The 23,591-nt window shown below is 71.8% G+C and carries 19 protein-coding genes; 10 read left to right on the top strand and 9 right to left on the bottom strand.

Annotated elements, in window-relative coordinates; all coding sequences use genetic code 11:
* Positions 1-3 precede the first annotated feature (3 nt).
* The 3 genes from ACIQ5Y_RS11340 to ACIQ5Y_RS11330 form a co-directional block, all read right to left on the bottom strand.
* The gene (locus ACIQ5Y_RS11340) at positions 4-1,401 is read right to left on the bottom strand and encodes an FtsW/RodA/SpoVE family cell cycle protein (protein ID WP_403878128.1); all 1,398 of its coding nucleotides are present in this window, start codon (positions 1,399-1,401) and stop codon (positions 4-6) included.
* Positions 1,402-1,621: 220 nt separating this feature from the next.
* On the bottom strand, positions 1,622-2,071 hold the full coding sequence (locus ACIQ5Y_RS11335) for a DUF6234 family protein (protein ID WP_403878125.1): 450 nt from the start codon (positions 2,069-2,071) through the stop codon (positions 1,622-1,624).
* Entirely contained in the window at positions 2,068-2,646 is a 579-nt protein-coding gene (locus tag ACIQ5Y_RS11330; protein WP_403878122.1) for a hypothetical protein, read from the bottom strand. The genes ACIQ5Y_RS11335 and ACIQ5Y_RS11330 overlap by 4 nt, the downstream gene beginning before the upstream one ends.
* Positions 2,647-2,922: 276 nt before the next feature.
* Between ACIQ5Y_RS11330 and groES the strand changes: the two genes are divergently transcribed.
* Together groES and groL are read left to right on the top strand one after the other, a co-directional pair.
* Positions 2,923-3,231 carry a co-chaperone GroES gene (gene groES, locus ACIQ5Y_RS11325; protein ID WP_007265952.1) on the top strand — a complete coding sequence of 103 codons (309 nt, stop codon included), beginning with the start codon at positions 2,923-2,925 and terminating at the stop codon, positions 3,229-3,231.
* 112 nt (positions 3,232-3,343) lie between these two features.
* Positions 3,344-4,972 carry a chaperonin GroEL gene (groL, locus tag ACIQ5Y_RS11320; RefSeq protein WP_376661595.1) on the top strand — a complete coding sequence of 543 codons (1,629 nt, stop codon included), beginning with the start codon at positions 3,344-3,346 and terminating at the stop codon, positions 4,970-4,972.
* 118 nt (positions 4,973-5,090) lie between these two features.
* On the opposite strand, the gene ACIQ5Y_RS11315 is transcribed toward groL, so the two are convergent.
* From ACIQ5Y_RS11315 to ACIQ5Y_RS11305, 3 genes are all read right to left on the bottom strand, one after another.
* Complete coding sequence (locus ACIQ5Y_RS11315; protein WP_403878119.1) at positions 5,091-5,789, bottom strand: ester cyclase; 699 nt, start codon at positions 5,787-5,789, stop codon at positions 5,091-5,093.
* Positions 5,790-5,854: 65 nt separating this feature from the next.
* Positions 5,855-6,628, bottom strand: coding sequence for an SDR family NAD(P)-dependent oxidoreductase (locus ACIQ5Y_RS11310; protein ID WP_403878116.1), 774 nt, complete (start codon positions 6,626-6,628; stop codon positions 5,855-5,857).
* 31 nt (positions 6,629-6,659) lie between these two features.
* A complete protein-coding gene (locus ACIQ5Y_RS11305; RefSeq protein WP_403878113.1) occupies positions 6,660-7,355 on the bottom strand; it encodes an MOSC domain-containing protein in 696 nt (231 codons plus the stop codon).
* Positions 7,356-7,435: 80 nt separating this feature from the next.
* Here ACIQ5Y_RS11305 and ACIQ5Y_RS11300 point away from each other — a divergent pair, with 80 nt between their 5' ends.
* Positions 7,436-8,335: a LysR family transcriptional regulator gene (locus ACIQ5Y_RS11300; protein WP_403878110.1), complete on the top strand. Its 900-nt coding sequence runs from the start codon at positions 7,436-7,438 to the stop codon at positions 8,333-8,335.
* A 242-nt stretch (positions 8,336-8,577) separates the two neighbouring features.
* Here ACIQ5Y_RS11300 and ACIQ5Y_RS11295 read toward each other — a convergent pair whose 3' ends face one another.
* Positions 8,578-8,904, bottom strand: coding sequence for a WhiB family transcriptional regulator (locus ACIQ5Y_RS11295; protein WP_376661599.1), 327 nt, complete (start codon positions 8,902-8,904; stop codon positions 8,578-8,580).
* Positions 8,905-9,293: 389 nt separating this feature from the next.
* Here ACIQ5Y_RS11295 and ACIQ5Y_RS11290 point away from each other — a divergent pair, with 389 nt between their 5' ends.
* The 4 genes from ACIQ5Y_RS11290 (at position 9,294) to ACIQ5Y_RS11275 (ending at position 13,716) form a co-directional block, all read left to right on the top strand.
* Positions 9,294-9,905 (top strand): response regulator transcription factor, encoded by a 612-nt coding sequence (locus ACIQ5Y_RS11290; RefSeq protein ID WP_003948568.1) that lies wholly within the window; start codon positions 9,294-9,296, stop codon positions 9,903-9,905.
* A 273-nt stretch (positions 9,906-10,178) separates the two neighbouring features.
* Positions 10,179-10,808: a sigma-70 family RNA polymerase sigma factor gene (locus tag ACIQ5Y_RS11285; protein ID WP_384751824.1), complete on the top strand. Its 630-nt coding sequence runs from the start codon at positions 10,179-10,181 to the stop codon at positions 10,806-10,808.
* Between the two features lie 122 nt (positions 10,809-10,930).
* Positions 10,931-12,430: an IMP dehydrogenase gene (gene guaB, locus ACIQ5Y_RS11280; RefSeq protein WP_403878106.1), complete on the top strand. Its 1,500-nt coding sequence runs from the start codon at positions 10,931-10,933 to the stop codon at positions 12,428-12,430.
* A gap of 161 nt (positions 12,431-12,591) precedes the next feature.
* Complete coding sequence (locus tag ACIQ5Y_RS11275) at positions 12,592-13,716, top strand: GuaB3 family IMP dehydrogenase-related protein (RefSeq protein ID WP_403878103.1); 1,125 nt, start codon at positions 12,592-12,594, stop codon at positions 13,714-13,716.
* Between the two features lie 77 nt (positions 13,717-13,793).
* Here ACIQ5Y_RS11275 and ACIQ5Y_RS11270 read toward each other — a convergent pair whose 3' ends face one another.
* Both ACIQ5Y_RS11270 and ACIQ5Y_RS11265 read right to left on the bottom strand, forming a co-directional pair.
* Positions 13,794-14,264, bottom strand: coding sequence for a hypothetical protein (locus ACIQ5Y_RS11270; RefSeq protein ID WP_403878101.1), 471 nt, complete (start codon positions 14,262-14,264; stop codon positions 13,794-13,796).
* Between the two features lie 123 nt (positions 14,265-14,387).
* Positions 14,388-15,617, bottom strand: coding sequence for a nucleotide sugar dehydrogenase (locus ACIQ5Y_RS11265; RefSeq protein ID WP_384751288.1), 1,230 nt, complete (start codon positions 15,615-15,617; stop codon positions 14,388-14,390).
* A 274-nt stretch (positions 15,618-15,891) separates the two neighbouring features.
* Here ACIQ5Y_RS11265 and ACIQ5Y_RS11260 point away from each other — a divergent pair, with 274 nt between their 5' ends.
* The 3 genes from ACIQ5Y_RS11260 to ACIQ5Y_RS11250 all read left to right on the top strand — a co-directional run bounded on the left by ACIQ5Y_RS11260 (position 15,892) and on the right by ACIQ5Y_RS11250 (position 23,519).
* Positions 15,892-17,598 carry a glycerol-3-phosphate dehydrogenase/oxidase gene (locus tag ACIQ5Y_RS11260; protein WP_403878098.1) on the top strand — a complete coding sequence of 569 codons (1,707 nt, stop codon included), beginning with the start codon at positions 15,892-15,894 and terminating at the stop codon, positions 17,596-17,598.
* A 149-nt stretch (positions 17,599-17,747) separates the two neighbouring features.
* Positions 17,748-20,342 carry a serine/threonine-protein kinase gene (locus ACIQ5Y_RS11255; RefSeq protein ID WP_403878095.1) on the top strand — a complete coding sequence of 865 codons (2,595 nt, stop codon included), beginning with the start codon at positions 17,748-17,750 and terminating at the stop codon, positions 20,340-20,342.
* A 78-nt stretch (positions 20,343-20,420) separates the two neighbouring features.
* Complete coding sequence (locus ACIQ5Y_RS11250; RefSeq protein ID WP_403878092.1) at positions 20,421-23,519, top strand: protein kinase; 3,099 nt, start codon at positions 20,421-20,423, stop codon at positions 23,517-23,519.
* The last annotated feature ends 72 nt before the right edge of the window (positions 23,520-23,591 follow it).

The raw sequence follows: 23,591 nt of genomic DNA, 5'->3' as shown, positions 1-23,591 counted from the left end.
GGCCTAGGGCGCCGTCACCATCGGGGTGATCGTCGTCTCCGCCGGGCCCCTCGCGTCGGCTTCGCGTTGGCGTTCCGCGCTGTCGCTGATGCGGAGGAGGAGGGCGATCATGATCCAGTTGGCCAGCAGGGACGAGCCGCCCTTCGCCAGGAAGGGGAGGGCCTTGCCCGTGAGGGGGATCAGGCCGGTGACGCCGCCCGCCACCACGAAGACCTGGAGGGCCAGCGCCGAGGCCAGGCCCACCGCCAGGAGTTTGCCGAACGGGTCGCGGGCGCCGAGGGCCATGCGCAGGCCGCGCTGCACGAGGAGTGCGTAGAGGAGCAGGACGGCCATGACCCCGGCCAGGCCGAGCTCCTCGCCGACGGTGGTGAGGATGAAGTCGCTGCGGCCGGCGAACGCGATCAGTTCGGGGTGGCCCACGCCGAGGCCCGTGCCGGTGATGCCGCCCGTGCCGAAGCTGAAGAGGGCCTGCGCCGACTGGTCCGAGGTGACGCCGGGCGGGCGGACCTCCCAGTAGTAGGAGAGGGGATTGAGCCAGGCCGCCACGCGGGCCTTCACGTGCGGTTCGGTCGAGCCGACGGCGAAGGCGCCCACGGCCGCCATGAACAGACCGCACACGATCCAGCTGGTGCGCTCGGTGGCGACGTACAGCATCACCACGAAGACGCCGAAGAAGATCAGCGAGGTGCCGAGGTCGCGCTCGAAGACCAGGACCAGCATCGAGACGATCCACACCGTGATGATCGGGCCGAGCTGGCGCATGGGCGGCAGGCGGACGCCGAGGAACTTGCGGCCCGTCAGGGCCAGCGAGTCGCGGTGGACGACCAGGTAGCCGGCGAAGAACACCGCGATCATGATCTTCACGAACTCGCCGGGCTGCAGGGAGAAGCCGAAGAGCTTGATCCAGCGCTTGGCGCCGTAGGTGTCCGCACCGAAGAACGCCGGTGCGATCAGCAGCACCAGTGAGACGGCCATCGTGATGTAGATGAAGCGCTGTAGCAGGCGGTGGTCGCGGAGCAGGGCGAGGACCAACAGGCAGGCGGCGACGCCCACCACCGTCCACAGGAGCTGCCCGGGCGCGTTCGCGTCCGAGTTGTACCGCTCGATGTATCCCTGGTCGAGGCGGTGGAGGAGGACGAGACCGAGCCCCGTGAGCAGCATGGCGAGGGGGAGGATCAGCGGATCCGCGTGGGCAGCGAACCGGCGCACGCCCAGGTGTCCCACCAGTGACAGCAGGGTCAGGCTGACCGTGAAGCCCGCGAGGTTGGGCGGCAGCTCGTCGTTCATGGCGAGGCCGGCGGCGGCATGGCCGAAAACCGCGATGGCGATGACGAAGAGCAGGAGCAGCGCCTCGGTGCGGCGGCGGGCGCCGGCCGAAGTCAGGGGTTTCAGCCCGCGCACGGGATGCCGCCGACGTCCTTCGGGGTGGGGGAGGGCGGCGGGGGTGACGCCTCACCGGGGGCCGTCGCCGGGGCCGTCGCCGGGGCCGGTGCCGAGGACGAGGCCGAGACCGGGGTCGACCGTGCGGTCGCGATTTCGGAAGCCTTCGGCCCGATCTGATCGGCAATGGGGCGGTTTATCTTCATGTCGTCTATGACGTTTATGTCCTGCGGGTGGTTCCTCAGCCGCCGAGGCACTCGCTGTTGTCCCCGCCACTGCGGCACTGCCGGCTCGGCTCGGTCGCGGCCGGGTCGGGCTTGGTCTCCGCCGGGTGGCCGGTTTCGTACGAGGCGCCCGCCATGACCAGCAGCACCCCGAGCAGCAGTACGGAGGCCAGGCCGTGCACGGTGGTGGAGAACGGCGCGCGCAGCCGGCGGAAGCCGAGGGCGGTCAGGGTGGAGACGCAGCACAGGACGCCGAGGACGGTGAACGTCGCGGCGGTGAGGGGGAGGCCCTGCCATTGGCCGGCGGTGCTTTCGGTGCGTTCGAGCAGGCCGAACTCGTCGACGGTGACGTAGAAGAGGCCGATGAGGAGGGCCGTGCCCAGGGCCAGGGCCGTCAGCAGGGCAAGGGCGAGGTCCGCTCCCCAGTGCATCGGCTTGCGTGCCGGTTGTGTCGGCCGGGTCGTCATGTACCGAAGTCTCGCGGGCGGTCCGCGGTTCCGTACAGGGGGGCGGTGGTGGGGCCGGGCTGCGCCCGAGCCCCCGGGGCTCTGCCCCGGGCCCCGCTCCTCGAACGGCGGCGGGGCTGGATTCGGCCGGTCAGGGCTGCCGCCGCCGCTCGGACCGGGTGGATCAGCGCCAGGGCGCCGGCGGTGCCCGGACCGAGCCAGACCAGGAGGTTGCGCCGTACGGCCGTATCCGCGGCCGGGCCGCTCACGGTCACCGCCACCGGGCCGGCCGGCGGGGCCTCGAACGCGGTGTCGACCTCGACCTCGGCGAGGGTGAACGAGCCGTCGGCCGCCGTGAAGCCACCCGTGCAGGTCAGGGTCCGCTCGCCCGCCTGGTACGGGGCCTCCCGGCAGTGCTCCGCGCGGAACGCGCCCTCCACCCCGGTCAGCTGGGTCACCAGTCGGGGCGCGGCGCTCGACAGGAAGTGGATCCCGGCCGCCAGGCACACGATGATCGGGACCGATCGTCGCCACCACCCTGCACGCCACCCTGCGCGCGAACCCGCGCGCGAGCCGTCCGGGCTCGGTCTGGTCATGGTGCGAGCGTAATGATCCCGAACGCGCGTACGCCCGCGTTTCCCCGGTCCGGGGGCCGCGGTTCGGTGTCCGGCGGCGGGATCGCGCAACGCCGTACGGCGAGAATTGGCACTCCGCTTGACCGAGTGCTAATCGCCGGAATAGTGTCGCACCTGGCACTCGCCCCGGGTGAGTGCCAACACAGCGACAGGCAGGTCCGGCACCCGCGACGACGGATCGACCTGGTCGCCACCTCAGACAGTTAACCCCGGATCTCCGAAGGGGGAGGTCGGATCGTGACGACCGCCAGCTCCAAGGTTGCCATCAAGCCGCTTGAGGACCGCATCGTGGTCCAGCCGCTCGACGCCGAGCAGACCACGGCCTCCGGCCTGGTCATCCCGGACACCGCGAAGGAGAAGCCCCAGGAGGGCGTCGTCCTCGCCGTGGGCCCGGGTCGCTTCGAGGACGGCCAGCGTCTCCCGCTGGACGTCAACGTCGGCGACATCGTGCTGTACAGCAAGTACGGCGGCACCGAAGTGAAGTACAGCGGCGAGGAGTACCTCGTCCTCTCGGCTCGCGACGTGCTCGCGATCGTCGAGAAGTAATTCGCTTCACCAGTACTGCTTTGAGCTGCGCCCCTGGTCACCCCGCTGATTGCCGGGCGGCGAGGGGCGCAGTTCGTTAAACCCGAGTTTTCGAGAGGGCTGAACCGCTCCCATGGCGAAGATCCTGAAGTTCGACGAGGACGCCCGTCGCGCCCTCGAGCGCGGCGTCAACAAGCTTGCCGACACGGTCAAGGTGACGATCGGCCCCAAGGGCCGCAACGTCGTCATCGACAAGAAGTTCGGCGCGCCCACCATCACCAACGACGGTGTCACCATCGCTCGCGAGGTCGAGCTGGACGACCCGTACGAGAACCTGGGCGCCCAGCTCGTGAAGGAGGTGGCGACCAAGACCAACGACATCGCGGGTGACGGCACCACCACCGCCACCGTGCTGGCCCAGGCGCTGGTCCGCGAGGGTCTGCGCAACGTCGCCGCCGGCGCTTCCCCGGCCGCCCTGAAGAAGGGCATCGACGCCGCGGTCAAGGCAGTGTCCGAGGAGCTCCTCGCGACCGCCCGCCCGATCGAGGACAAGTCCGACATCGCCGCCGTGGCCGCGCTCTCCGCGCAGGACCAGCAGGTCGGCGAGCTCATCGCCGAGGCGATGGACAAGGTCGGCAAGGACGGTGTCATCACCGTCGAGGAGTCCAACACCTTCGGCCTGGAGCTGGAGTTCACCGAGGGCATGGCCTTCGACAAGGGCTACCTCTCCCCGTACATGGTCTCCGACCAGGAGCGCATGGAGGCCGTCCTCGACGACCCGTACATCCTGATCAACCAGGGCAAGATCTCGTCCATCCAGGACCTGCTGCCGCTGCTGGAGAAGGTCATCCAGGCGGGTGGCTCCAAGCCGCTGCTGATCATCGCCGAGGACGTCGAGGGCGAGGCGCTCTCCACCCTCGTCGTCAACAAGATCCGTGGCACCTTCAACGCCGTGGCCGTCAAGGCCCCCGGCTTCGGTGACCGCCGCAAGGCGATGCTCCAGGACATGGCCACCCTCACCGGTGCCACCGTCATCGCCGAGGAGGTCGGCCTCAAGCTCGACCAGGCCGGTCTGGACGTGCTGGGCTCCGCCCGCCGCGTGACCATCTCCAAGGACGACACCACCATCGTCGACGGTGCCGGTTCCTCCGACGAGGTCCTCGGCCGCGTCAACCAGATCAAGGCCGAGATCGAGTCCACCGACTCGGACTGGGACCGCGAGAAGCTGCAGGAGCGCCTGGCGAAGCTCGCCGGTGGCGTCTGCGTCATCAAGGTCGGCGCCGCCACCGAGGTGGAGCTCAAGGAGAAGAAGCACCGCCTCGAGGACGCCATCTCGGCGACCCGCGCCGCGGTCGAGGAGGGCATCGTCTCCGGCGGTGGCTCCGCGCTCGTCCACGCCGTGAAGGTGCTGGAGGACAACCTGGGCCTGTCCGGCGACGAGGGCACGGGTGTCGCGGTCGTCCGCCGCGCCGCCGTCGAGCCGCTGCGCTGGATCGCCGAGAACGCCGGTCTCGAGGGTTACGTCATCACCTCGAAGGTCGCCGAGCTCGACAAGGGCCAGGGCTTCAACGCCGCTTCCGGCGAGTACGGCGACCTGGTCAAGGCCGGCGTCATCGACCCGGTGAAGGTCACCCGCTCCGCGCTGGAGAACGCCGCTTCCATCGCCTCCCTGCTGCTCACGACCGAGACCCTGGTCGTCGAGAAGCCGGCGGAGGAAGAGGCCGAGGCCGGTCACGGCCACGGTCACGGCCACAGCCACTGAGGCCGAACGGCTGAAGGCCTGAAGGCCTGAAGGCCTGAAGGCCTGATCGCCCGAACGGGCAAGGCCCCCACCGCACATGAGTGCGGTGGGGGCCTTCCTGCTTTCCCGCCCTGTCCTGTTACTCCATCGCTCCCAGCTGCCGCATGAGGGACATGGCGTCGAAGTGCCACCAGCCTTCCTTGATCATGCCGTCCTCGCAGCGGAAGGTGGTGGTGCCGTCCATGGAACAGGTCTTGCCGGTGTTGGCGATGCCCATGAAGTCGGCCTTCTGGGTGCCCGTCCACGTCCACACGGTGGTGACGCAGTCGTCCTGCGCGAGCTGTGCCTTCTTGGTGAACGTGAAGTCGAAGGCGCCCCGCCACCCCATCACGTCCTGGCGGATCGCGTCGCGGCCGATGTCCGGCTCCATGCCCTTCATGACGTCGTGGTCCATGTAGTCCTCGGCGAAGATCTCCTCGATGACGCTCAAGTCGCCCTTCATCGCGATGTCGTCGAACATCCGGTTCACCATCATGGTGTTGAGGTGCTCGTCGCGGACGACGTCGAGGTTGGTGAAGGTCGGCATGCCCTCGCAGAGGGCCACCATCTCCTTGAACATTCGGTCGGTTTCCGGGAGGTTCGAGTTCTTCATGGCCTCTTCGTACGAAGGGAACTCGACCACGTCGACGTAGTGGTTCTCGGACTCGCGGTCCTTGCCCAGCATGCTGTGCGTCAGCGTGCGCTTGCCCTGTCCCTGCGCGACGTACCTGTCGAGGAGGGCGTTCAGGGCCTCGGGCTGCTTGGTCTCGTAATCGACTATCTGTACGAATCTGGTCATGATGTCTCCCGGGCTGGAAGGGGCACATCCAGTCTAGGGAGAATTCACCCATTCGGCCCGGTTTGTCACTGGGGTCCGTACTTGCGTCCCGTCCGGGAGGACACCCCGCCCAGCAGCCCGCGCGGGGTCAGTTTCACCACGCCCATCAGCGCCTTGTAGCGGGGGTCCGGGATCGAGACCGTCTTGCCGCGCGCCAGGTCGGCCAGGGCCGCGGCCACCAGCTTGTCGGCGTCGAGCCACATCCAGTTGGGGATGTTGTCGGTGCCCATGCCGGCCCGCTGGTGGAACTCGGTACGGACGAATCCCGGGCACAGCGCCATCAGCCGCACGCCGGATCCCGCCAGGTCCTTCGCCGCACCCTGGGTGAACTGCACGACCCAGGCCTTGCTGGCCCCGTACGTGCCGCGCGGCACGAAGGCGGCGACCGAGGCCACGTTGATCACGCCGCCGCGGCCGCGCGAGCGCATCGACTCGGTGGCCGCCGAGGTCAGCCGCAGTACCGCCTCGATGTGCACCTTCAGCATCGTCAGCTCGTCGGCCATGGAGACTTCGAGGTAGCGGCCCTTGTTGCCGAAGCCCGCGTTGTTGACCAGGAGGTCCACGGGGTGCCTGCGGTCGGCCAGCCGCTCCTCGACGGCCTTGATGCCCTCCTCCGTGGAGAGGTCGGCGGTGAGCACCTCGGCCTCGATGCCGTGCCGGTCGTGGAGTTCGGTGGCCTGTTCGCCGAGCCGTTTGGTGTCGCGCGCCACCAGCACCAGGTTGTGCCCCTGGGCGGCCAGCCGCCTGGCGAAGGCGGCGCCGATGCCCGCCGTGGATCCCGTAATCAACGCAGTCGTCATAGCCGCAACCTAGCGGCCCCGGGTGACGGCGCTACGGCGCCCCGTCACCGGTTCCGTACTTCTCCATGTACGCACGCACCTGTTCGTGCGACTCCGGCTCCATCGCCTCGCCCGCCGCCAGGGTGCGAGGCATCAGCGCGCGCTCGGTGGTGAAGGCGCGGAACCAGAACTCCACCGTCACCTCGTGGTCCGGGCGGTGGATGATCTCGATGGGGTCGCCGGGGGAGACCGAACCCTCCTCGATCACGCGCAGGTACGCGCCCGGCCGCCGCTCCTGGGTGAACCTCTTGACCCACGAGCTCTCCCCGACGGCCTCCTGGAAGGTCCGGCACGGGACGCGGGCCGAGGCCACCTCCAGGACGAGGTCCGTGCCGACGCGCCAGCGCTCGCCGAGCAGCGCGCCGTTCACGTCGATGCCGGAGGTGGTGAAGTTCTCGCCGAAGATCCCGCCGGGCAGCTCGCGGCCCAGCGCGGCCTCCCACCGGTCGAGGTCCTCGCGCGCGTACGCGTAGACGGCCTGGTGGTCGCCGCCGTGGTAGCGCCGGTCGCAGACGGCGTCGCCCTCCAGACCGCTGCCGAGACCGGTGGCCATCGGTCCGGGGGCGAAGACGCGGACCGGCCCGGGAACCGGGCGCTTGCCGTGGCCCGTCACCCCGCCTTCCGCGTCGGTGTAGTCGACGGCCGTCGCGCGGCCGAGGTTCACGGAGATGAGGTGAGAGGGGCCCATGCGTACACGCTAGCCGGGCAGGCCCAAAGCGTCACCGGGATATTCGCGCGGCGATCAAAGCAGGGCTTATGCTCGAAGGTGTGATCGAGGCACGTCATCTCCGGGTCCTGCGCGCTGTCGCCGGGACCGGTTCCTTCTCCGCCGCCGCCCGCGAGCTGGGCTGCACCCAGCCCGCCGTGTCCCAGCAGATGAAAGCGCTGGAGCAGTCGGCGGGCACTCCGCTGCTCATCCGCACCGGCCGCGAGATGCGGCTGACCCAGGCCGGTGAGGCCCTGGTCCGGCACGCCGCGGGGATCCTGGCCGGGCTGACGGCGGCCGAGGAGGAGGTCGCGGCCATCGCCGGGCTGCGCGCGGGGCGGGTCCGCCTCGTCTCCTTCCCCAGCGGCAGCTCGACCCTGGTGCCGACCGCGCTCGCGGCGATGCGCGCCGAGCACCCGGGCACCCGTATCTCCCTCGTCGAGGCCGAGCCCCCGCGCTCGGTGGAGATGCTGCGAGAGGGCGACTGCGACCTGGCGCTGGCGTTCCGGTACGGAGGGTCGGCCGGATCGGCCGCCGAGTGGGAGGACCTGGTGGTCCGGCCGCTGCTGACCGACCGGCTCGTGGGACTGGTCCCCGAGGGGCACAGGCTGGCCGGAGCCGAGCGGGTGGGCATGGCGGAGCTGGCCGACGAGCCCTGGATCGCGGGTTGCCCGCGCTGCCGCCGCCATCTGGTGGAGGTGTGCGAGGGCGTCGGCTTCACCCCGCGCATCGACTTCGCCACCGACGACTACCCGGCGGTGGTCGGCCTGGTCGGCGCCGGGCTGGGCGTCGCGGTGCTGCCGGAGCTCGCGGTGGAGTCCGTACGGGCCAAGGGCGTGAGCACCCTGGCCGTGGAGCCGGCCGTGGAGCGGGAGATCGTGGCGCTGACCCTGCCCGACCTGGCGAGGGTGCCGGCCGTGGCCGCGACCCTGGCCGAGCTGGAACGGGCCGCGGCGCGCTGACCGTGCGCGCGCTGACCGTGCGCGCGCTGGCCGTGCGCGCGCTGACCGTACGCGCGCGCCGGCACGCACGCGCCGGCCGTACGCACGACGCAGGGTGCGTACGGCCGAACGCGTGACGTGCGGGCCGGAGCCCCGACACGCCCGGGCGCGGGCGTTGGTTCGGAGGGACTGGGTCTCAGCGGATCCGGCGGATCCGAGCGATTCGAAGAAACGTTCCTTCGGGCGTTTCGTCTCGTGTGCCGTCAGTGCGGCGTGATCGGTGCGATCGCACTCGACGCGGGGATCAGGCGGTGCCTGGCGCGCCCCATCAGTTCCTCGCGTTCGTCTTCGGTGAGGCCGCCCCACACCCCGTAGGGCTCGCGGACGGCGAGTGCGTGCGCGGCGCATTCCGAACGCACCGGGCATCTCATGCAGACCTCTTTAGCCGAGGCCTCGCGCGCGCTCCTCGCCGCGCCCCGCTCACCTTCCGGGTGGAAGAAGAGGGAGCTGTCGACCCCGCGGCAGGCGGCGAGCAGCTGCCAGTCCCAGAGGTCGGCGTTCGGTCCGGGGAGGCGGGAGAAATCTGCCATTGGTAGTCCTCTTGGTGCCGGTACTGAGGCGGATACGGTCCATGTCTCCAAGGGTCTCCACACCTACTGTCGGAGTAGATGTAAATATGACTCATTGGGAATCTAGCCTCAGACATGTGCCAAACGGAAGGAAAGCCGCCAAATAGGGCATAGCTCCAGATGGAGGACAGATGACTTGTGGCGCCCGTGTCGTGATCGGTTCCTCACGTAGAGTGCCGAAGGTGTCCGTCCGACCCGTAACTCTTTCGAGTGACCATCGTTGAGAGTGCGAAGGCGGTTGAACCAAGAAGTTCCCGGACAGGTGTCCGAGAGCATCGACCGCACAGGTGACGATACGTACCAGCCTGGAGGCTCAAGGTGACGCGCATCAGCAGCTGCGGAGGGCGGTCATGACTTCCGTCCTCGTCTGCGACGACTCCCCGCTTGCCCGAGAGGCGCTCCGTCGCGCGGTTGCCACCGTGCCCGGCGTCGAGCGTGTGACGACGGCCGCCAACGGCGAGGAAGTCCTCCGCCGCTGGGGTGCCGACCGCTCCGACCTGATTCTGATGGATGTACGGATGCCCGGGCTCGGCGGTGTGGAGACGGTCCGCCGCCTGCTCTCTGCCGACCCCGGGGCCCGCATCATCATGCTGACGGTCGCCGAGGACCTGGACGGCGTGGCCCTCGCGGTCGCCGCCGGTGCCCGCGGCTACCTGCACAAGGACGCCTCGCGCGCCGAACTGCGGGCCACGGTCACCCAGGCGCTCGCCGACCCGACCTGGCGACTGGCCCCGCGCCGGCTCCGCTCGGCCGAGATGGGCGCCGCGCCCACGCTCACCGCGCGCGAGATCCAGGTGCTGGAGGGCATGAGCCACGGCCGGTCCAACGCGGAGATCGGGCGCGAGCTCTTCCTCTCCGAGGACACCGTCAAGACGCACGCCCGCCGCCTCTTCAAGAAGCTCGGCGCCTCGGACCGTGCGCACGCGGTCGCGCTCGGTTTCCGCTGGGGCCTCGTGCGCTGACTCCGCCCGGCGATGGTGAGCCCCGCCGTACCCGGTGCGCACCCGGGGGTTGGCGGGGCACAATCCGGGGGACGTGTCGCTTCGTGCGCGATGCCGCATCCTTGAGGGTGTGCCGCATTCTTGGAAATGTGGGGTCCCCGTCCTCGGGGACCATTCGGCCGAGCGGGAGGGGAGGGCGCAAGCATGAGTTCAGGCGCACCCGCTCATAACGCTTCGACGCATGAAACGGGCCGCGGTGCCACGGATCCGCCGGCGCCAAGGCACCATGGATTGATGCGTGAAGACGAGGCCCTGGGGTCACCCGCGGCCACAGGCCCCACCGGCGCCGCCAAGGGCGGTAGCGCCGGGGCCGTCAGCGCGCTCGTACGCCGGGCGGTCGAGGGCGACGAGCAGGCCACGCACGACCTGCTCGCCTTCGTGCACCCCCTCGCGATCCGCTACTGCCGCACCCGGCTCTCCCGGCTCCCGGGCGACGCCCGCCACTTCGTCGAGGACCTGGCGCAGGAGGTGTGCGTCGCCGTCCTGATGGCCCTGCCGCGCTACCGGGACACCGGGCGGCCCTTCGAGGCGTTCGTCTTCGCGATCGCCGCGCACAAGGTGGCCGACCTCCAGCGGGCCGCGATGCGGCACCCGGGCAGCACGGCCGTCCCCTCCGACGAGATGCCGGAGCGCCCCGACGACTCGCTGGGGCCGGAGGAGCGGGCGCTGCTGAGCAGCGACGCCGCCTGGGCCAAGAAGCTCCTGGCGAACCTGCCGGAGAACCAGCGCGAGCTGCTCGTACTGCGCGTCGCCGTCGGGCTGACCGCGGAGGAGACCGGGCAGATGCTCGGCATGTCCCCCGGTGCGGTGCGGGTTGCCCAGCACCGGGCGCTCAGCCGGCTCCGCGCGCTCGCCGAGCAGTAAATCCCGCCGCAAAACTTGTAGCAATATACGAAAATGGCCGTCGATCTTCATCGTGGAATGAGACGCGGCGCGATCCCGTTAGCATGGACATCCGCGCTGAGCAAGACCATTGGGAAGGTGTCATGACCGCCGACGGAGTGCCCGACAAATTCGCCACGCTCGGACTGACCTACGACGACGTGCTGCTGCTGCCGGGCGCGTCGGACATGTCGCCCGATGCGATCGACACCTCCTCCCTCATCTCGCGCAACGTGCGAGTGAACGTTCCGCTGCTGTCCGCGGCCATGGACAAGGTCACCGAGTCCCGGATGGCCATCGCGATGGCCCGCCAGGGCGGCGTCGGCGTCCTGCACCGCAACCTCTCCATCGCCGACCAGGCCAACCAGGTCGACCTGGTCAAGCGCTCCGAGTCCGGCATGGTCACCGACCCCATCACGGTGCACCCGGACGCGACGCTGCGCGAGGCCGACGAGCTCTGCGCGAAGTTCCGCATCTCGGGCGTCCCGGTCACCGACCCGGCCGGCAAGCTGCTGGGCATCGTCACCAACCGCGACATGGCCTTCGAGTCGGACCGCAGCCGCCAGGTGCGCGAGGTCATGACCCCGATGCCGCTGGTCACGGGCAAGGTCGGCATCTCCGGCGTGGACGCCATGGAGCTGCTGCGCCGCCACAAGATCGAGAAGCTTCCGCTGGTCGACGAGGCGGGCATCCTCAAGGGCCTCATCACGGTCAAGGACTTCGTCAAGGCCGAGAAGTACCCGAACGCCGCCAAGGACAAGGACGGCCGGCTCCTCGTCGGCGCCGCGGTCGGCGTCGCCGGTGACGCCTACGAGCGCGCCCAGGCCCTGATCGAGGCGGGCGCCGACTTCATCGTCGTCGACACCGCCCACGGCCACTCCCGCCTGGTCGGGGACATGGTCGCGAAGATCAAGTCGAACTCCTCCGTCGACGTCATCGGCGGCAACGTCGCCACCCGCGACGGCGCCCAGTCCCTGATCGACGCCGGCTGCGACGGCATCAAGGTCGGCGTCGGCCCCGGCTCCATCTGCACCACCCGCGTCGTCGCCGGCATCGGCGTCCCGCAGGTCACCGCGATCTACGAGGCCTCGCTGGCCGCCAAGGCCGCGGGCGTCCCGGTCATCGGCGACGGCGGGCTGCAGTACTCGGGCGACATCGCGAAGGCCCTGGTCGCGGGTGCCGACACGGTCATGCTCGGCTCGCTGCTCGCGGGCTGCGAGGAGTCCCCGGGCGAGCTGCTCTTCATCAACGGCAAGCAGTTCAAGTCGTACCGCGGCATGGGCTCGCTCGGCGCGATGCAGTCCCGCGGCGACCGCAAGTCCTTCTCCAAGGACCGCTACTTCCAGGAGGGCGTGGGCGGCGACGACAAGCTCATCCCCGAGGGCATCGAGGGCCAGGTGCCCTACCGCGGCCCGCTCGCCGCGGTCGTGCACCAGCTCGTCGGCGGCCTGCGCCAGTCGATGTTCTACGTCGGCGGCCGCACGGTCCCCGAGCTGCAGGAGCGGGGCCGGTTCGTCCGGATCACCTCGGCGGGCCTCAAGGAGAGCCACCCGCACGACATCCAGATGACGGTCGAGGCTCCCAACTACAGCCGCAAGGGCTGATCGCGACACCGCCGAAGGGGCGGGCCCGTCCGGGCCCGCCCCTTCGGCGTGCCCGCACGTCGTTCGGAGCAGTGGGGCCGTCCGTACAGCGGTCACCGGAACGCGGGCCCCCGGGGTTCGGGGATACTGGACGGGCAGACCCAGAGGAAAGGCCACCACACGTGACTGAGATCGAGATCGGGCGCGGCAAGCGCGGCCGCAGGGCGTACGCGTTCGACGACATCGCCATCGTCCCGAGCCGGCGTACCCGGGACCCGAAGGAGGTCTCGATCGCCTGGCAGATCGACGCGTACCGCTTCGAGCTCCCCTTCCTGGCCGCCCCCATGGACTCGGTCGTCTCCCCGCAGACCGCGATCCGCATCGGCGAGCTCGGCGGCCTCGGTGTGCTGAACCTCGAAGGCCTGTGGACCCGGTACGAGGACCCGCAGCCGCTGCTCGACGAGATCGCGGAGCTGGACGAGGCCACGGCCAACCGCCGCCTCCAGGAGATCTACGCGGCCCCGATCCAGGCCGACCTGATCCGTGCGCGGATCAAGGAGGTCCGTGACTCGGGCGTCGTCACCGCCGCCGCGCTCTCGCCGCAGCGCACCGCCGAGTTCTCCAAGGCCGTCGTCGACGCGGGCGTGGACATCTTCGTCATCCGCGGCACCACGGTCTCCGCCGAGCACGTCTCCGGCGCCGCCGAGCCGCTGAACCTCAAGCAGTTCATCTACGAGCTCGACGTCCCGGTCATCGTGGGCGGCTGCGCCACCTACACGGCGGCCCTGCACCTGATGCGCACCGGCGCGGCGGGCGTGCTGGTCGGCTTCGGCGGCGGCGCCGCGCACACCACGCGCAACGTGCTCGGCATCCAGGTCCCGATGGCGACCGCCGTCGCGGACGTGGCCGCGGCCCGCCGCGACTACATGGACGAGTCCGGCGGCCGCTACGTGCACGTCATCGCCGACGGCGGCGTGGGCTGGTCCGGCGACATCCCGAAGGCCGTCGCCTGCGGCGCCGACGCCGTGATGATGGGCTCCCCGCTGGCCCGTGCCACCGACGCGCCCGGCAAGGGCAACCACTGGGGCATGGAGGCCGTCCACGAGGACGTGCCGCGCGGCAAGAAGGTCAACCTCGGCACGGTCGGCACCACCGAGGAGATCCTCACGGGCCCGTCGCACACCCCGGACGGCTCGATGAACATCTTCGGCGCGCTGCGCCGCTCGATGGCCACCACCGGCTACAGCGAGCTCAAGGAGTTCCAGCGGGTCGAGGTCACGGTCGCGGACTCGCAGCACAGCCGCTGATCGCATCCGGACACACGTCAGGCCCGGTCCCGCATCCGCGGGGCCGGGCCTGACGGCGTTCCGGGGGCCGGGCCGGATCAGGCGGCCGTCTTGCGGGCGGTCTGGAAGGCGACGACCGCACCGAGACCGAAGAACAGGAAGGACATCGGGTCGAGGTCCTCCTTCCAGGATTCCTGGACCAGGTCGAACTGGTTCGTCAGGACATCCATCGCGCCGGAGTTGAGGACATCGGCGCCGATCATGGCCGTACCGACCAGCTGGCCCGCGACGACCGCGCCGATGGCGAGGATCGCGCTGAGCACGGGCAGGATCGGGTTGCGGCCGCCGAGCTTGCCCGCGGCGAGGCCGATCACGGCGCCCACGCCGACGGCGGCGTAGCCGATCTCGTGGTTGGTGCCGCCGATGATCGCGCCGTAGATGCCGGCCGCGACCAGGGCCGCGACGACCGCGGCGACGATGCCGAGGCCGATGTTGCCCGTGCGGGCCGGGGCCGGGGCGGGGGCTTCGGTGAAGGAGTCGGGCGCCGGCGGCTGGAAGTTCTGGCTCATGCGGAGATCCCCCCCAGGGAATCGTGGGCACACGTGTCCTGGGGGACGTATGTGCGAGATAAAGAAGTGACGCCGCAGGCTAGCAGTCGCTTACGACATCCGTGAGGGGGATTTTCCGGGCACTTACAAGCGGTGCGCGGCGCCCGCCGGGCTGGCGCCGCGGGTGTCCAGCAGCAACTGGGCCTTCACCGCGAGGCCTTGCAGGTCATAGGTGCGGTGGTGCTGGAGCAGGATCGTCAGATCGGCGTTCGCGGCGGCCTCGTACAACGATTCGGCACGGGGCACCGGCTGGTCCCGCACCCGCCAGCCCGCGATGTACGGGTCGTGGTAGCTGATCAGCGCGCCCAGGTCGAGGAGGCGGCTGGCGATCTCGCGGGCCGGGGAGCCCTCCTGGTCGGCGAGGTCGGGCTTGTAGGTGACGCCGAGGAGCAGGACGCGGGCGCCGCGCGCGGACTTTCCGTGCTCGTTCAGCAGGGTGGCGGAGCGCTGGATGACGTACTGCGGCATCCGGTTGTTGATCTCCTGCGCGAGGCCGACCATGCGCAGGGGGTGGCCCGGGGTGCGGGTGGTGTGGGGGAGGTAGTTGGGGTCGAGGGGGACGCCGTGGCCGCCGACGCCGGGGCCGGGGCGGAACGCCTGGAACCCGTACGGCTTGGTCTCGGCGCAGCGGATGACGTCCCAGAGGTCGACGCCGAGGTCGTGGCAGAGCACCGCCATCTCGTTCATGAGGGCGATGTTGACGTGCCGGTAGTTCGTTTCGAGGAGCTGTACGGTCTCGGCCTCGCGCAGGCCGCGGGCCCGGACCACCTTCTCGGCGAGGCGGGCGTAGAAGGCGTGCGCGGACTCGGTGCAGGCGGGGGTGAGACCGCCGATCACCTTCGGCGTGTTGGAGATGCCGTGGGTGCGGTTGCCGGGGTCGAGCCGGCTGGGGGAGTAGGCCAGGTGGAAGTCCCGGCCGGCCCGGAGTCCGGATCCCTCTTCGAGGATGGGGCGCAGGTACTCCTCGGTGACGCCCGGGTGGACGGCTGATTCGAGGATGACCGTGGTGTGCGGGCGCAGTCGGGCGGCGAGCGCGCGGCCCGCCTCGCCGACGGCCGAGAGGTCGAGGGCGCGGTCGGCGCCGAGGTGGGTGGGGGCGCAGATGACGGCGGTGCGGACCCGGCCGAGCTCGGCGGGGTTGGTGGTGACCCGGAACCCCGCCGCCGACATGCGGCGGATCTCGGCGGCGGTGAGGGTGGAGTCCGTGACCGGACCGCTGTCGTAGCCGACGGTCTCGATTCCGGCGGCGACGGCCGCCTGGGCGAGGGGGAGGCCGAGGTGGCCGAGTCCGATGACGGCGAGGTCTGCGGGCATGGGGGTGCCGTCCCTTCCCTGACACGAGGGGGATGTGCGCCGGGGCCCTGGGGGCGGCAAGACCGCGCAGCGAGCCGGCGCAATGTCAGACTAGGCGTATATATGACAGATATGTCGCATTCCAGGGTGGAGGTCGCCGTTGTGTTGTCCACAGGCGGTGGCTGATGTGGGTGCGGCCGGTCAGAATCGTGAAACGGGGATGTGAGCGGGATCACCCGCACCATGCGGGCACGTCCGCACGACGCGGGAACGCCCGCACCAACGGGAGGCAGCCGTGAGGACAGCGACACTGGGACCGGCGCAGCGCGCCGAGGCCCTCGCCCGGATGGCCGAACGGGAACTGGACGTCCTGGTCGTGGGCGCGGGCGTGGTCGGCGCCGGCACCGCGCTCGACGCCGTGACCCGCGGCCTGTCCACCGGCCTGGTGGAGGCGCGTGACTGGGCCTCCGGCACCTCGAGCCGGTCCAGCAAGCTGATCCACGGCGGCCTGAGATACCTGGAGATGCTCGACTTCGCCCTCGTACGGGAGGCGCTGAAGGAGCGAGGCCTGCTCCTGGGGCGCCTCGCCCCGCACCTGGTGAAGCCGGTGCCGTTCCTGTACCCGTTGCAGCACAAGGGCTGGGAGCGCTTCTACGCGGGCTCGGGCGTCGCGCTCTACGACGCCATGTCCCTCTCCAGCGGCCACGGGCGAGGCCTCCCCGTCCACCGGCACCTCTCGCGCAGGCGGGCCCTGCGGGTGGCCCCGGCGCTGCGCAAGGACGCCCTGGTGGGGGCCCTGCAGTACTACGACGCCCAGATGGACGACGCGCGGTACGTCGCCACGCTCGTGCGCACGGCCGCGGCGTACGGGACGCACTGCGCCAATCGGGCGAGGGTGGTCGGCTTCCTGCGCGAGGGCGAACGGGTGGTCGGCGCGACGGTGCGCGACGTCGAGGGCGGAGGCGAGTACGAGATCCGTGCGAAGCAGGTGGTCAATGCGACGGGGGTGTGGACGGACGACACCCAGGCCCTGATCGGGGAGCGCGGGCAGTTCCACGTACGGGCGTCCAAGGGCATCCACCTGGTGGTCCCGAAGGACCGCATCCACTCCAGCACCGGGCTGATCCTGCGCACCGAGAAGTCGGTGCTGTTCGTCATCCCCTGGGGACGGCACTGGATCATCGGGACCACGGACACCGACTGGGACCTGGACAAGGCGCACCCGGCGGCGTCGAGCGCGGACATCGACTACCTGCTGGAGCACGTGAACTCGGTGCTCGCCGTGCCGCTCACGAGGGACGACGTCCAGGGCGTGTACGCGGGCCTGCGGCCGCTGCTGGCGGGCGAGTCGGACGCGACGAGCAAGCTCTCGCGCGAGCACACGGTGGCGCACCCGGTGCCGGGGTTGGTGGTGGTCGCGGGCGGCAAGTACACGACGTACCGGGTCATGGCCAAGGACGCCGTCGACGAGGCGGTGCACGGGCTGGACCAGCGGGTCGCGGAATGCGTGACGGAGGACGTGCCGCTGGTGGGGGCAGAGGGCTACCACGCGCTGTGGAACGCGCGGGCACGGATCGCGGGACGGGCCGGGCTCCATGTGGTGCGGGTGGAGCACCTGTTGAACCGGTACGGGTCGCTGACGGAGGAACTGCTCGACCTGATCGCCGCCGACCCGGGACTGGCGCGGCCGGTCACCGGCGCGGAGGACTACCTGCGGGCGGAGATCGTGTACGCGGCCTCGCACGAGGGGGCGCGGCACCTGGACGACGTACTGACGCGGCGTACGCGGATCTCGATCGAGACCTTCGACCGGGGGACGGGGTCGGCCCGGGAGTGCGCGGAGTTGATGGCGCCGGTGCTGGGATGGGACAAGCAGCAGATCGAGAAGGAAGTGGAGCACTACGACAAGCGGGTCCAGGCGGAACGGGAATCGCAGCGCCAGCCGGACGACCAGACGGCGGACGCGGCGAGGCTCGGCGCGCCCGACATCGTGCCGTTGTAACTCCGCGATGTGGAAGGGGGAACCGCAGACCCGGGGCGCCCGTCAGTTGCGGAGTGAGGAACAATGAGGTTTCCGCCGGGGTGGGTTACAGCGGGCCCCGGCGGCTGCCGGGGCAGCCGGGGCAGGCTGCAGGAACGCAGAGGGGACGCATGTCGAAGCCGGAGCACGGGACGCCTGCGGCGAAGCCCGACGAAGAGGGGGCTGCGGCTCCGGCCGCGTCGGCGGGTTCGCCCGCGGCGGAGCCCGAGGACGCGAAGCCGGCAGGGGCCGCACCTGCTGACGGCGCGAAGGCTGCCGTCGAGGCGGCTCCGGGCACGGCCGCGCCCGCAGGGGCGAAGCCGGTTGAGGCTGCGAAGCCGAGCCTGAGCAAGGGCGCGCCCGCGGCGGAGCCCGAGGACGCGAAGCCGGTCGAGGCCGCGCCTGCTGACGGCGCGAAGGCTGCGGCCGAGGCAACTTCGGGCGCGGACGCGCCCGTGGAGGCCGAGAACGGGTCCCCGACCGGGGAACCGGTCGTGGTCACCGCCGCTGACGATGAGAAGGGTGCCGCCGCTGCGGAGCCCGAGGACGCGAAGCCGGCTGCGGCTGCCAAGTCGAGCCTGAGCAAGGGTGCGGCTGCGGCGGAGGCCGCGGATGCGGAGTCCGCCGGGGCGAAGCCGGGCAAGGCGGCGGTGGCGGAACCGGCCCCGGCCGCCGGGGCGAACCTGCGCAAGCCCGCGGCCGCGACCGGCGGCGGAGAAGTGGTCAATCCCGTCGTCGAGAAGGCCGATGCCATGGCGGCGGCCGTCAAGGCGGCGGCCGCCAAGGCCGCCGCCGACGGGGAGCGCGAAGGACGGCTGCTGGCCGGGCGCTACCGGCTCGGAGCCGTACTCGGCAAGGGCGGGATGGGCACCGTCTGGCGGGCCGAGGACGAGACCCTGGGCCGTATCGTCGCCGTCAAGGAGCTCCGCTTCAGCACGGGCGTCGACGAGGACGAGAAGCGCCGCCTCATCACCCGTACCCTGCGCGAGGCCAAGGCCATCGCCCGGATCCGGAGCGGCGGCGCCGTCACCGTCTACGACGTCGTCGACGAGGACGGCCGTCCGTGGATCGTCATGGAGCTCATCGAGGGGCCCTCGCTCGCCGAGTTCGTACGGGAGAACGGCCCGCTGACCCCGCGCCGCGCCGCCGAGGTCGGCCTCGCGGTGCTCGACGTACTGCGCGCCGCCCACGGCCAGGGGATCCTGCACCGGGACGTCAAGCCGTCCAACGTGCTCATCGCCGCCAACGGCCGCGTCGTCCTGACCGACTTCGGCATCGCGCAGGTCGAGGGCGACCCTTCCGTCACCTCCACCGGCATGCTCGTGGGAGCCCCCTCCTACATCTCCCCGGAGCGCGCCCGAGGCCAAAAGCCCGGCCCGCCCGCCGACATGTGGTCGCTCGGCGGCCTCCTGTACGCCTCCGTCGAGGGCGTGCCCCCGTACGACAAGGGCTCCGCGCTCGCCACCCTCACCGCCGTGATGACCGAGCCGGTGAATCCGCCGAAGAACGCGGGCCCGCTGGCAGACGTCATCTACGGCCTGCTCGTCAAGGACCCCGCGCGGCGTCTCGACGACGAGGGCGCGCGGGCCATGCTCACCGCCGTGGTGAACGCGCCCGAGCCCGTCGCGCCGCCGGTCGTGACCCCGAACGCGGAGGAGACCCGGCAGATATCGCTGGCCGACGCCAAGGAGGCCGTGGACAAGGCCGCTGCCGAGAAGGCGGAGAAGGCGGCCGAGAAGGCGGCGAAGAAGGAACGCGAGCGGCGGGAGCGCGAGCAGCGCGAACGGGCCCGCGCCGCACTGAAGTCGGCCCGCAAGGAAGCCGCCGCGGCAGCGGCGGCCGCCGCTGCCGCAGCCGCCGTGCCGACCGCCTCGGCGGCCGAGGCCCCGGCCTCCGGCAAGCCCGCGCCCGTCGCGGCGCCGGTCACCGACGTCCTGCCGCGCCGCACGATCGCGATGGCGGTGGCCGCCGTACTGGTGGTGCTCGCGGCGGTCGGTTCGCTGATCGCCTACATGGCCGGAGGCGACGACGAGGGCGGCAAGCAGCAGGGCAAGAACGGCGGCAAGCCCACCCCGGCCGTCTCCGGCAACCCGACCCCGGGCCAGGGCCAGAACCAGGGCGGGAACGGGAAGAACACCCCGCAGAACGCCACGCCCAGCACGCCCCAGAACCAGCCGTCCTCCTCCCCGAACACCGGCGCCGGCGACCCGGGGACCACCAGCACCAGCCAGGGACAGGGTGCCGCGCCGGGCGGCGGTGGCGGCGGACTCCCGGCGGGGTTCGCCATGGTGACGGACCCGGGGTTCCACTTCTCCATGGCCATGCCGCAGGGCTTCCACCAGACGGGCATAGCGGGCGAGAACTCCGGCGGCATATACAGCCGTGACGGCGGCTTCCCGCGGATACAGGTCGACTACAACCCCAGGCCGAAGGACGACGCGCGCAAGGCCTGGCTCGAAGCGAGCCCCGGTACGGCGTCCACCAGCACGAACTACAAGCTGCTCAGGATCGACCTGGTGAGCTACCGGAACTACCCCACCGTCGCCGACTGGGAGTTCGAGCGAGACCAGAAGGGCATCCGGGTCCGCGTGCTCAACCGCGGCTTCAAGATGGACGCGACGCACGGCTACGCCATCATGATCAGCTGCCCGGCCGACCAGTGGGACGGCGCGGAGTGCACGCAGATGCGCAACGTGGCGTTCGAGACCTTCCAGCCGCTCGGCTGACCCCGGGACGCGGGCGGCCCCGGCGACGTATCGTGTCAGCGGGGCCACGGGGGACCCGGCGCACTCGGGGGAGGCGATGTGGAGGAGTACGCGGGCCGGATCCTGGCCCACCGCTACCGCCTGCCGCTGCCGCCGGCCGACTACGCCGATTACGAACTCGTCGAGACCCGCGCCTTCGACACGCGCAGCGGGCAGGAAGTCCTCGTACGGCAGGTGCCGTTGCCGGAGGTCGTGGACGCCGAGCTGATGGACGGGCCGCGGCCGCAGACCCTCCCGGCGGGTGAGCTGCCGGCCGTGCGGCGCGCGATCGAGGCGGCGCAGGCCGCGGCCGCGGTCCCGGACCACCCCCGGCTGGACCAGGTCTTCGACGTGTTCGCGGAGGACGGCTCGCTGTGGATAGTGAGCGAACTGGTCCCGGCCAGGCCGCTGGCCTCGCTGATCGCGGACGCACCGCTGAGCCCGTACCGGGCGGCGGAGGTGGCGTCGGACGTACTGACCGCGCTGCGGGTGCTGCACGCGCACGGGTGGACGCACCGGAACATCACGGTGCGGACGGTGCTGGTGTGCGAGGACGGCCGCGTCGTCCTGACCGGCCTGGCCGCGGGCGCGGCCGAGGAAGCGCTGTGCGGGTACGACCCGGTGCCCCGGGAGGCGGGCGCGGGTGCCTCCGGCGGCGAGGTGTGGGGTGCGGATGCCTCCGGCGGTGTCGCGGTGGGTGGCGGGGCTTTGGGCCCCGGGCCCGGTGCTTCCGGCCGCGAGCCGGGAGGCGGGGCGGTTGTATCCGGCGGCGAGGTGTGGGGCGTGGCGCCGGGTGGCGGGGCTTTGGGCCCTGGGCCCGGTCCTTCCGGTCGTGAGCCGTGGGCCGGAGGCTCCGGTGGTGTGCCGGGCCAGGGGGCCGGGGAGCCTGCCGGCGGCTACGGTGACGGTGCCGGGGGCCCGGGCCGCGAGGGGCCGGGGCCGGACTCGCCCGGGGAGGTCCCGTCGCCCGAAGAGCAGGCGCGGTACGCGCCGTTGGTGGCGCCCGGGTACGACACCGGGCCGCGGTACACGGACCACATCACCCCCGGGCGTCCCGAGGAGCGGCCCGACCTCCAGGCTGCGGCACGGGCCGGGGCCATCGCCGCGTACCGGGCCGGCTCGCGGGCGGCCGCCGCCCGTGTCACCGAGCAGCGCAAGGCGGAGGCGGAGGCGGCGGCGACAGGGGTCCCCGCGCCCGAGCCGGCGCCGAGGCCCGGGGGATCGAACCTCCCGGAGGGGTACTCGTACCCGTACGGCGGCCCGCAGTCCGGCGCCACCACCTCCTGGCACGGAGCGACCCCTCGCCGGCATGCCCTCCCCCCGGCCGGGGGGACGCCGCAGGCCGATGTGACGCGGCCGGAACCGCCCGCGCAGGCCACCGGTCCGCAGCCCGGGGCGCCCGGCCGGCCCGCCGACCCGCAGGTGGGGGCCGGGTACGGGCTCGCCCGGCACGACGACCACCCGCCGAGCGACCCCGCGCGGCCCGGTCCGCAGCCGCAGCCGCAGCCGCAGCCGCCGCAACGCGCCTGGCCGCAGGCCGACCCGGCGCGGCCCGGCCTGCCCGCGCAGCTCGCTCTGCCGCAGGGGTACCACCAGGCCGAGACCCCCGCTCCCGAGCAGTCGTCGCCCGGGGACGGCAGCGCGCCGCACGGCGGACCGGGCGCCCCCGGGTACGGTCGGACCCCGTCGGAGGGCGGGGCCGAGCCGCGGGGGTACGGCGGTACGGGCCGGGTGCCCGTGCAGTCGGCCGGGTCCGGCGGGCCGCAGCCGCGGCCACAGGGCCACGGCGGTACCGCTCCGGTGCCCGCGCGGCAGCGCGACCACGGTCCCGCGCAGGCCGCCTCCGGGGCCGGCGGCTGGGCCTCCGCGCAGCAGGGTGGCCAGGGGCCCGTGCAGCAGGCTCACGGTCCCGCGCAGGCCGCCTCCGCGGGCCTTCGCCCCGGGTACGCGCAGCCGCACGCGGTCGGTGGCCCGCGCACCGGGCTGGACGCCGAGCGGGCGCGCCAGACACGGATGGCCGTCGTCGGGGCCGTGACCGAGCGGTGGGCTCCCGAGCAGGCCCGCAGCGTCTCCGGGCCCTGGCAGCTGGCCGCTCCCGTCGGACCCGCCACCGACCTCTGGGCCCTCGGCGCGCTGCTGTTCCGCGCGGTGCAGGGCCACGCCCCGTACCCGGAGGACAGCGCGGCCGAGCTCGTCGAGCTCGTCTGTGCCGAGCCCCCGGCCTTCGCCGAGGAGTGCGGCGCGCTGCGCCCCGTCGTGGAGTCGCTGCTGCGTCAGGACCCCACCGAACGACCCGACTTCGAGGAGCTGCGCGGCTGGCTGCGTTCGCTCGTACGATCGGCCCCCGAGCCGGAGTCGGGCGCCGGCGTGGCCATGCTGCCGATGGCGGAGCCGGATCCCGCGCGCCTGCCCGTCGTACGCCGCCGGGGCGAACTGCACGGCCGGCACCGCAATCCGTCCGCCCCGCGCACCCGGGGGCCCCGTTCCCTCGGGCGGACCCTGCTCCTCGGGATCCTCGTGCTGCTCGCCGGAGGCGTGGCGTACGCGATGCTGTTCATGCCCCGGGCGGCGGACGGCGGGGGGACGCACGATGCCGCGCCGACACCCCCGAAGCAGAGTGGGAGCCCCTCCCAGGTGCCCACCGGGACCCCCGAGTCCAAGCCCGCGCCCCAGACGACGGCGACCGCATCCGCCCCGGAGGCGACGGCCCCGCCCGGCTACACCATCCAGCAGGACCCCGAGCACTTCGAGATCGCCGTCCCCGAGGGCTGGGAGCGCCGCAGCGTCAACGACGCCGGTCAGGTGCGGTACGTCAGCGGGCAGTTCGTACTGACCGTCGTCCCCGGCCGCGACAAGGTCGAGGGCAATCCCGACCCGGCGGCCTACCAGAAGGACAAGGAGCAGGAGCTGACCCCGTACCGCACCTCCACCTGGTCCTCCGTCGGTGACGTGAAGACCACGAAGGTCGGCCGGCAACTCCGCGCCACCGGCCGCTACACGTGGATCGACGGCACCGGACGCAACGTCTTCGCCCGCAACTTCGTGGTCGCGCTGGCCGGCAGCTACCACGTCGTCATGGTCACCGGACCGGAGGACGAGCAGGGCAAGGTCACCGAGGTCTTCGAGAAGGCCACGGCGAGTTACAAGTCCGGTGGCTGAGAACGTACTGACGACTGATCAGTACGGCGATTGCGTCACAGTGCTGCCTTTACGGCCCCGTGCGGTTCCGGC

The sequence above is a fragment of the Streptomyces sp. NPDC096339 genome (genome assembly GCF_044762985.1).
In the GTDB taxonomy this organism is placed as follows: domain Bacteria; phylum Actinomycetota; class Actinomycetes; order Streptomycetales; family Streptomycetaceae; genus Streptomyces.
Note: the sequence above shows the minus strand (reverse complement) of the source record. Positions and strands in the feature narration are given on the sequence as shown.